Origin of the sequence: Aeromonas sp. Prich7-2, assembly GCF_017939255.1 — a bacterium.
Classification (GTDB): Bacteria; Pseudomonadota; Gammaproteobacteria; order Enterobacterales; family Aeromonadaceae; genus Aeromonas; species Aeromonas caviae.
Genome location: NZ_JAGKRI010000146.1, coordinates 1 through 7987 on the forward strand (window position 1 = coordinate 1; position 7987 = coordinate 7987).

7 protein-coding genes and 2 pseudogenes are annotated in these 7987 nt (G+C 58.7%); 3 read left to right on the forward strand and 6 right to left on the reverse strand.

Going from position 1 to position 7987, the window contains the following annotated elements; genetic code table 11:
* Nucleotides 1-144: 144 nt before the first annotated feature.
* Nucleotides 145-1221: pseudogene (locus J9892_RS18315) on the forward strand (amino acid permease); the annotation flags it as partial.
* 286 nt (nucleotides 1222-1507) lie between these two features.
* Here J9892_RS18315 and J9892_RS18320 read toward each other — a convergent pair.
* The 5 genes from J9892_RS18320 to J9892_RS18335 all read right to left on the reverse strand — a co-directional run bounded on the left by J9892_RS18320 (nucleotide 1508) and on the right by J9892_RS18335 (nucleotide 5230).
* Nucleotides 1508-2359 carry a sterol desaturase family protein gene (locus J9892_RS18320; RefSeq protein ID WP_162540600.1) on the reverse strand — a complete coding sequence of 284 codons (852 nt, stop codon included), beginning with the start codon at nucleotides 2357-2359 and terminating at the stop codon, nucleotides 1508-1510.
* Between the two features lie 205 nt (nucleotides 2360-2564).
* The gene (locus J9892_RS18325; RefSeq protein ID WP_210538662.1) at nucleotides 2565-3308 is read right to left on the reverse strand and encodes an amino acid ABC transporter ATP-binding protein; all 744 of its coding nucleotides are present in this window, start codon (nucleotides 3306-3308) and stop codon (nucleotides 2565-2567) included.
* Entirely contained in the window at nucleotides 3292-3414 is a 123-nt protein-coding gene (locus J9892_RS25065) for a hypothetical protein (RefSeq protein ID WP_257711798.1), read from the reverse strand. Before J9892_RS25065 ends, J9892_RS18325 begins: the two co-directional genes overlap by 17 nt.
* On the reverse strand, nucleotides 3398-4342 hold the full coding sequence (locus J9892_RS18330; RefSeq protein WP_041201654.1) for an amino acid ABC transporter permease: 945 nt from the start codon (nucleotides 4340-4342) through the stop codon (nucleotides 3398-3400). Before J9892_RS18330 ends, J9892_RS25065 begins: the two co-directional genes overlap by 17 nt.
* Before the next feature lie 99 nt (nucleotides 4343-4441).
* The gene (locus J9892_RS18335) at nucleotides 4442-5230 is read right to left on the reverse strand and encodes a transporter substrate-binding domain-containing protein (protein ID WP_010675255.1); all 789 of its coding nucleotides are present in this window, start codon (nucleotides 5228-5230) and stop codon (nucleotides 4442-4444) included.
* Nucleotides 5231-5842: 612 nt separating this feature from the next.
* Here J9892_RS18335 and J9892_RS18340 point away from each other — a divergent pair.
* Nucleotides 5843-6388: a hypothetical protein gene (locus J9892_RS18340; protein WP_223916153.1), complete on the forward strand. Its 546-nt coding sequence runs from the start codon at nucleotides 5843-5845 to the stop codon at nucleotides 6386-6388.
* Here J9892_RS18340 and tnpA read toward each other — a convergent pair.
* Nucleotides 6347-6751: pseudogene (gene tnpA, locus J9892_RS18345) on the reverse strand (IS200/IS605 family transposase). The gene J9892_RS18340 and the pseudogene tnpA sit on opposite strands and share 42 nt — an antisense overlap.
* A 57-nt stretch (nucleotides 6752-6808) precedes the next feature.
* Here tnpA and J9892_RS18350 point away from each other — a divergent pair.
* The coding region (locus J9892_RS18350) for an RNA-guided endonuclease TnpB family protein (RefSeq protein WP_210538663.1) at nucleotides 6809-7987 on the forward strand (1179 nt) is incomplete at its 3' end.

Genomic DNA, 7987 nt, shown 5'->3' on the forward strand with positions numbered 1-7987 from the left:
TTTGACAGGTGAGTCGATGCGAAAACAGGGCATCAACTTGACCGATGCCGATCAGGCAGAGTAAAAGAAAGACGCAGTTCCTGCGGGTAGAAAAATGGTGATCGGCATGATGTTATTGGCTGATCGACATGATGTTATTAGCCAGGCAGCTTCGTCGACACGCCGGAGCGGGTCTGGTTTGGCGAGGGCAACACCCTGGCGGCCTTCATCGGCGAGTCCTGCATCCTCTGGGCGGTGCACCTGCTGGTGGCCCGAGGCGTACAGCAGGCGGCCCTGTTCAATCTGGTGGCGACCCTGGCCAAGAGCCTGCCGCTGCTGCTGTTCATCCTGTTCGCCTGCTACTGGTTCGATCCGGTCACCTTTGCGGCGGATCAGGAGGGCAGCACCCTGGCGGTACCGGTCTCCGAGCAGGTGCGTAACACCATGCTCATCACCCTCTGGGTCTTCACCGGCATCGAAGGGGCAGCGGTGCTCTCGGCCCGGGCGAGAAACAAGCGGGATGTGGGCACCGCCACCGTGCTCGGCGTGGTGCTGGCGCTGCTGCTCTATGTGCTCATCTCGGTGCTGGCGCTTGGAATATTGAGCCGCCCGGAGCTTGCGGCCCTGCCCAACCCCTCCATGGCGGGACTGATGGCCCAGATGACGGGTTCCTGGGGCAAGCTGCTCATCAGCGCCGGCCTCATCGTGTCGGTGCTCGCCTCCTACGTGAGCTGGACCCTCTTCTCGGCCGAGGTGCCGTTCAGCGCGGCGCGTCACGGGGCCTTCCCGGCCATCTTCCGGCGTGAGAACCGCAACGGCACCCCCATCGCCTCGCTCTGGCTTACCAGCCTGACGGTGCAGGGCTGCCTGCTGCTGGTGTGGCTGCTTGGCAAGGGGTATACCAACCTGCTGCTCATCTCCACCTCCATGATCCTGGTGCCCTACCTGCTCATCGGCCTCTTCCTGCTCAAGCTGGTCTTCAGTGGCAAGGGTGGGCAGGGCCGCGGCCTGATGCGGGTGGTGGCGCTGGTGTCGAGCGGTTATGGTTTCTGGCTGCTCTACGCCGCCGGGGTGGAGTACCTGCTGCTGTCGCTTCTGCTTTACGGGCCGGGTCTGCTGCTGTTTCTCTACAGCCGTCGCCAGCTCGGCGCCGAACAGCGGCTCAGCGGGCGCGAACGGCTGCTGGCCGGGGTGACGCTGCTGAGCCTGATCCCCGCCGTCTGGTCCTTCGTTCACGTCTGACCCGGGGGTGTCCCTGTCATGAAAAAGAGCGCCCCTGGGCGCAATGCTGTTCACTTAAGAGAATTTGAGTTCCAGTCCACGTAGTATCAGGACAAAAAATCGAGGGAGGCATGATGCCTCCCTCTTTCTATTGCAAGCCCCGCTGGATAAAGGCTGGAGGAAGATCGACTGGACACAGCCTTGCCCCCTCAACTCAAATCCAATTTATGAATAATCAGTCAAAAAAGTGCTTATCTGAACAGCATTGCGCCCCTGGGCGCTCTTTTTTTTTATCCTGGTCGGTGGGTCAACCGCTGGTGGGGCCCGCCGGTTTGCCAAACAACACGGCGAGCTTTTGCCGCCAGGGGAGGCCCCGGGCCTCTTGCAGCATGTCGCGCCACTCGTGGAAGGTGAGGGTGAGGGGGTTGAAGCTGTGGATTGGCTTGGTGATGCCGAAACGGCACGGCTCGCCCAAGTCTTCTTCCACGAAGGTGTCAAACAGCCGGTCCCAGATGATGAGCACGCCGGCGAAATTGCGATCGATGTATCTGGCGTTGCTGGCGTGGTGCACCCTGTGGTGGGAGGGGGTGTTGAAGATCCATTCAAGTTTGCCCAGCTTGCCCACCACCTGGGTGTGGACGAAGAACTGAAAACCCAGGCTCAAGAGTACGGTGGCCACCACCGCCTCGGGGGGGAAGCCGATGAGGATCATGGGGATCCAGAACAGCCACATGCCGGAGACCGGATACATCAGGCTCTGGCGAAAGGCGGTGGAGAGGTTGAGCCGCTCCGAGCTGTGGTGCACCACGTGGTAGGCCCAGAGCCAGCGCACATGGTGGCTCGCGAAGTGGAACAGCCAGTAGCAGAGATCCTGCAACAGAAAGAGCAGCAAAAGGCTCCAGAGGTTCAGTTCGATATCGAATAGTCGCCAGCCCCAAAGGGTGTCATAGAGATAGGCGATGGCAATGGCAATGGCAATGGCTGCCAGGGCATCGCCCCCCTGATGCATCAGTGCCAGGGTGGCATTGGCGAAGAGATCCTTCCACTGGTAACCCGCCGTGGGATAGGCGGCGCCGTGTTTTCGCAGGTAGAGCATCTCCCAGCCGATGAAGACCAGAAAGAGGGGCGAGAGGTAGAGCAGGAGCAGTTGCACATCCATGTGAGCCATCCGGTTGGACCAGTTGGATGTCAGCATACCGGATGAATTTAAAATTTCATTAACATCCTTGCTCGTTGGCGTGGTGACAACCCGATGGCAAGAGGCTGCGAAAAGGAATGCACCAGGGAGATGATCTGGGGGAGTGAAGAAGGCAAGCATAGAAGAGGGAGCCATGGGCTCCCTCTTCGTGTTGGTGCATCGCGGGTTATAGCACCTGGCTCAGGAACTGGCGCAGGCGCGGGGAGGGTGGATTGTCGAAGAAGTCGGCGGGTTTCTCGTCCACCAGCTGCTCGCCGCTCTCCATGAAGAGCACCCTGTCCGCCACTTCCCGGGCAAAGCCCATCTCGTGAGTCACCACCACCATGGTCATCCCTTCGCGGGCCAACCCCTTCATGACGTCCAGCACCTCTCCCACCATTTCGGGGTCGAGGGCGCTGGTGGGCTCGTCAAACAGCATGATGCGCGGCTGCATGGCGAGCGCCCGGGCGATGGCCACCCGCTGCTGCTGGCCGCCGGAGAGCTGGGAGGGGTAGCTCTGGGCCTTGTTGGAGAGACCGACCTTGAGCAGCAGGGCCTTGGCCCGCTCCTCAGCCTCCTGGCGAGAGAGCCCTCTCACCTTCTGGGGGGCCAGGGTGATGTTGTCCAGCACCGTCAGGTGAGGGAAGAGATTGAAGGACTGGAACACCATGCCCACCTCTTCCCGCAGCTTGTTGACATCCCCGGGTTCGGTGAGGCTGATGCCGTCGACCACGATATTGCCATCGTTGATGGTCTCCAGCTGGTTGAGGGTGCGCAGGAAGGTGGACTTGCCTGAGCCGCTCGGCCCCACGATCACCACCACTTCCCCTTCGGCCACCTGGGTGCTGACGTTTTTCAGGGCGTGCACCTCGGTGCCGTAGAACTTCTCTACACCGGTCGCCTTGATGATGGGATCAGTTGCAGCGCGCATAGTTCACCTCCAGACGACGCACCGGGAAGGGGCAGTGAGTGCCGGTGATGGCAGAACATTTCGACACCGATGGCGCCTTGATAACGGGATCAGTTGCTGCGCGCATATTTCACCTCCAGACGACGCACCAGAAAGGAGAGAGTGCCGGTCAGCACCAGATAGAGCAGAGCCACGGTGAACCACACCTCGAACGGGCTGAAGGTGGAGCTGACCACTTCGCGCCCCGCCTTGGTGAGATCCGTGATGGAGATGACGGAGACCAGAGAGGAGTCCTTGATGAGGTTGATGAACTGACCCGCGAGCGGTGGCAGCACCCGTTTGAAGGCCTGGGGCAGGATGACGTAGCGCATGGTCTGGGCCGAGGTCATGCCAAGGCTTCTGCCCGCTTCCATCTGCCCCTTGTGAATGGAGCTGATGCCGGCGCGCACGATTTCCGCCACGTAGGCGCCGGTGAAGACCGCGAGCGCCGCCACACCAGCGGTGAATCGGTCGAGGTTCAGCACGGTGCCGATAAAGAAATAGACGATGAAGATCTGCACCAGCAACGGGGTGCCACGGATGAGCTCCACATAGGTCACGGCCAGGTTGCGCAGGGCCGGATTGGGGGAGAGGCGGGCGAGCCCGGCCAGGGTGCCAAGCAGGATGGCGAAGATGCCCGCCACCAGGGAGAGCTTGACCGTGACCCAGACTCCCCAGGCAATGGGGCCGGCGGTCCAGCTCAGTTGCACATCCAGGGTATCGCCGAGGAAGACGGTATCCCCTTCAGCCAGCTGGGAGCCCTTGGGTGCGATGGCCTGACGGCGGCTGGGGTCGAGATCGTCTTGCAGGAAGAGCTGTCCCTTGTCCGCGACCACGGTGCCGTCAAACTCGGCATAGTGTTTCTGTTCTGCCTGATAGGCGATGTACTGGGGAATGCGTTCCCAGCGCCAGGTGTAATCCACTGCCTGCACGGCCTTGTAGATGCCGAAAATGGCGGCCAGCACCAGCAGCAGGAAGATCCCGTGCCAGAGCAGCTGATTGGGCTGTTTTTCCATCTGTCTTGTGAGTTTGGGGTTGATCACTGTCACAACCTCTTTTGTCGTTATCGTGTGGGGAGTCTGCGTGAAGGGGCGGCATGCCGCCCCTTTGAGAGGTTATTTGAGCTGGTTCAGCCAGGCGGTGGATTCAAACCACTTCTTGTAGAGACGGTCGTAGCTGCCGTCGCCCTTGATCTGGCGCAGGTAGTTGTTGAACCAGTTGAGGGTGTCCTGATCCCCCTTGCGGATGGCCCAGGCCAGCGGCTCGAAGGTGAACGGCTTGTCGAGGTGCACCACGGCGCCCTGGTTCTGGGACGCGAAGATGGCGTTGTAGGGCAGGTCGTAGACGAAGGCATCCACCTTGCCGTTGATCACTTCCAGCTTGGCGTCATCCTGGGTTTCAAACTGCAGCAGGGTGGCCTTGGGGATCATGCGCTTGACCGCTTGCTCGCCGGTGGTGCCGAGTTTGACCGCGATCTTGTATTTGGGATCGTTGAGGTCCTGGAAGGATTTGATTTCGCCCGCCTTGTCCTTGCGAAGCACGATGGTCTGGCCGACGACGATGTAGGGATCGGCAAAGTTCACGCGCAGGTTGCGCTGGGGAGTGACGGTCATGCCGCCCATGATGACGTCGAACTTGTCGGTCAAGAGCGCGGGGATGATGCCGTCCCAGGCGGTGTTGACGAACTCCACCTTCACGCCCATCTCCTTGGCGACCATCTTGGCGAGATCCACGTCAAAGCCGATGTACTGGCCCTGCTTGTTGGTCATCTCGAAGGGTTGATAGCCGGCATCGAAGCCGACCCGCAGCACACCGCGCTCCAGCACGGCATCCAGGGTGGAAGTGGGCGCGGCGTTGGCCAGCCCGCACAGCAGCAGGGTAGAGAGAATGAGTTTTTTGATCATAAATGACGTCTCTGTCGTAAATGTGGTCAGCCTTGAACCTGCTCCCGTGCGACTCCATGGCACAAGAGACTGCTGCATCCGGCAGCAGGCAAGACAGGATTATTGTCTTGGTCGGGGCAAAAGCCCCATATGAGATTCTATGAATGGTTCGCTGGATGAAAAATGTACCAAAACCTGTTTGTGCCAGAAGACTCAATAAGTTATGGAGACTTTTATCCCTCGTGGTGACTCATAAAACCACATGAAAACAACATATCTATCTAATGGCGCCGGTTCAAGTGCAAAATATCCGGCGGCCGTCTCGGTGGAAAATCCGGGCACAGACAGGGCGTTGTCCGGCACGCTTCACGGGGAGTAGGGCGTGCGAGTCGGGCAAATATTTTTGCCCGGCCCATAGGCTCCCTCTGTGTCTTGTCATGGGCTTCCCATATACTCAGCCATCCCCATTGGAAGGTTCGGGAATGGACGCCTCAATTCTGCTCAATCTGGACGTATTTACCCTGATGTTGATGGCCCTCGGGGGCTACAGCCTGGGATTCATCACCCTCTCCATCATCTGGTCGACCCATAGGGAAATACCCGGTCTCGGGCTCTGGTGGTGGTCCAGCCTCTGTGCCCTGGCGGCGCAATCGCTCTTCTTCATGCAGGCATTTTCCCCATATCGCGGGGATCTGGCTGGCCAACCTGCTCATCACCTTCTGCCTCGCCCTGATGCCACTCGCCATCCAGCGCTTCTTCGGGGAGCCGCCAAACTGGCGGGCATTCACCCTCTTCATGCTGGTCTATCTGCTGATCCTCTGCTGGAGCGTCATCTTCAACGACAAGATGGCCCCCCGGGTGCTGCTGGCCTGCCTGAGCTACATGATGGTGGGGGCGGTAATTGTCTGGCTCATATGGCGCCATGGCTACCCTGACTATCTGCCTGCGGTGCTGGTGTTCACCGTGGTCAACATCCTGCTCTACGGTTTCAATCTGGTGCGCATGGGGGCCCTGCTCGGCGGCGAGGTGCGGGTCCTGATGGATCAGCATGCGGTCAATGTGCTCCCCTTCCTCTCCATCTTAAATGCGAAAGGGGACTCCCTCCGACGTAGGTGGGAGGGGAATTTCGCCGGGGCGTCAGCCCCGCTGGTTTTGAATGTATTGCTTGATCACCTCTAACGGCGCACCGCCGCAAGAGCCCACAAAGTAAGAGCGTGACCAGAGTACGGGTTTGCTGTAAGCACCCCTCAAGTCCAGAAATTCATTACGCAGTCGCCTTGATGTGACCGCCTTTAACGAGTTCACCAGCACCGATAGCTGCACTGTTGGGCCGTACTCTATCAGCATGTGAACATGATCAGCCTCTCCGTCACACTCTTTCAGTTCCGCACCAAAATCTCTGCAAACCTATGCCGCACACTGACCGAATGAAGCGTGATGCAGTTCCCCCAATATCGGCTTTCGATACTTGGTGATAAACACCAAATGTACGTGCAAAGCGTAGGCCGCATGGCGTGATTTATTAATTTTAGTGAATTGCATTCTGTCACTCAATCGGGCTTAATAGATATGGTAATAATGCTGCACACTGAGTGATAAATGCAAATTCTGAAAGCCTACAAGTTCCGACTCGAACCGACCGCCCAACAAGCGCAACGCCTGCGCCAGTTGGGCGGTTGTGCTCGTTATGTCTGGAATCACGGGCTGGCAGAGACAAAGCGCATTCTGGATGCTGGCGAAAAACTACCTTCTGCCTTTGAGCTGAACCGGATGCTCACCAGTTGGAAGAAAGACCCAGAAATGGCCTTTCTGACCGAGGCATATACCGACAACCTCCAGCAGAAACTCAAAGACTTGCACGGCGCGTGGATGCGCTGCTTTGATAAAAAACTCGCCGCCAAGGCTCCCGTTTTCAAGAAGAAAAGCGACAACCGCGACTCAATCCGCTTCGTCAACTTTGACAAGTATTGCCGCCTTGAAAAAGGTCGCGTGAAGCTTCCTGCCGGGCTGGCGTGGGTCAAGTTTCGCCAGTCCCAGCCAGTTGCAGGAAAAATTAAAAACGCGACCGTCAGCCAAGCAGCCGGGCACTGGTATATCTCCTTTCAGGTCGAGCAGGAGACGTCCGAGCCAATTCACCCCTCCGGCTCAATGGTCGGGCTGGATGCGGGGATCGCCAAGCTCGCAACCCTGTCAGATGGCACGGTGTTTGAGCCCGTCAACAGCTTCAAAACCAATCAGACCAAGCTGGCAAGGCTCCAACGCCAGTTGAGCAAAAAGGTAAAGTTCAGCAGCAACTGGAAGAAACAAAAAGCCAAGATCCAGCGGCTGCACTCACATATCGCCAACACCCGCCGCGATTACCTTCACAAGGTCACAACGACTATCAGCAAAAACCACGCGATGATCGTCATTGAGGATTTGAAGGTTGCCAGCATGTCAAAATCAGCAGCAGGCACGACCAGTCAGCCGGGGCGCAACGTCCGGGCAAAATCAGGGCTGAATCGTTCGATATTAGATCAGGGCTGGTTTGAGCTGCGCCGCCAGCTCGAATACAAGCAGGCATGGCGAGGTGGTCAGGTGTTGGCGATAAACCCGGCCTACACCAGCCAGCAGTGCGCCTGTTGTGGGCATCCTGCGAAGGATAACCGCCAGACGCAAAGCCAGTTTAAATGCGCTGCGTGTGGTTATGAGGCGAACGCCGATGTGAACGGCGCTCGCAATATTTTAGCGGCGGGACACGCCGTTTTAGCCTGTGGAGGCGCGGTGCAATCAGGCCGC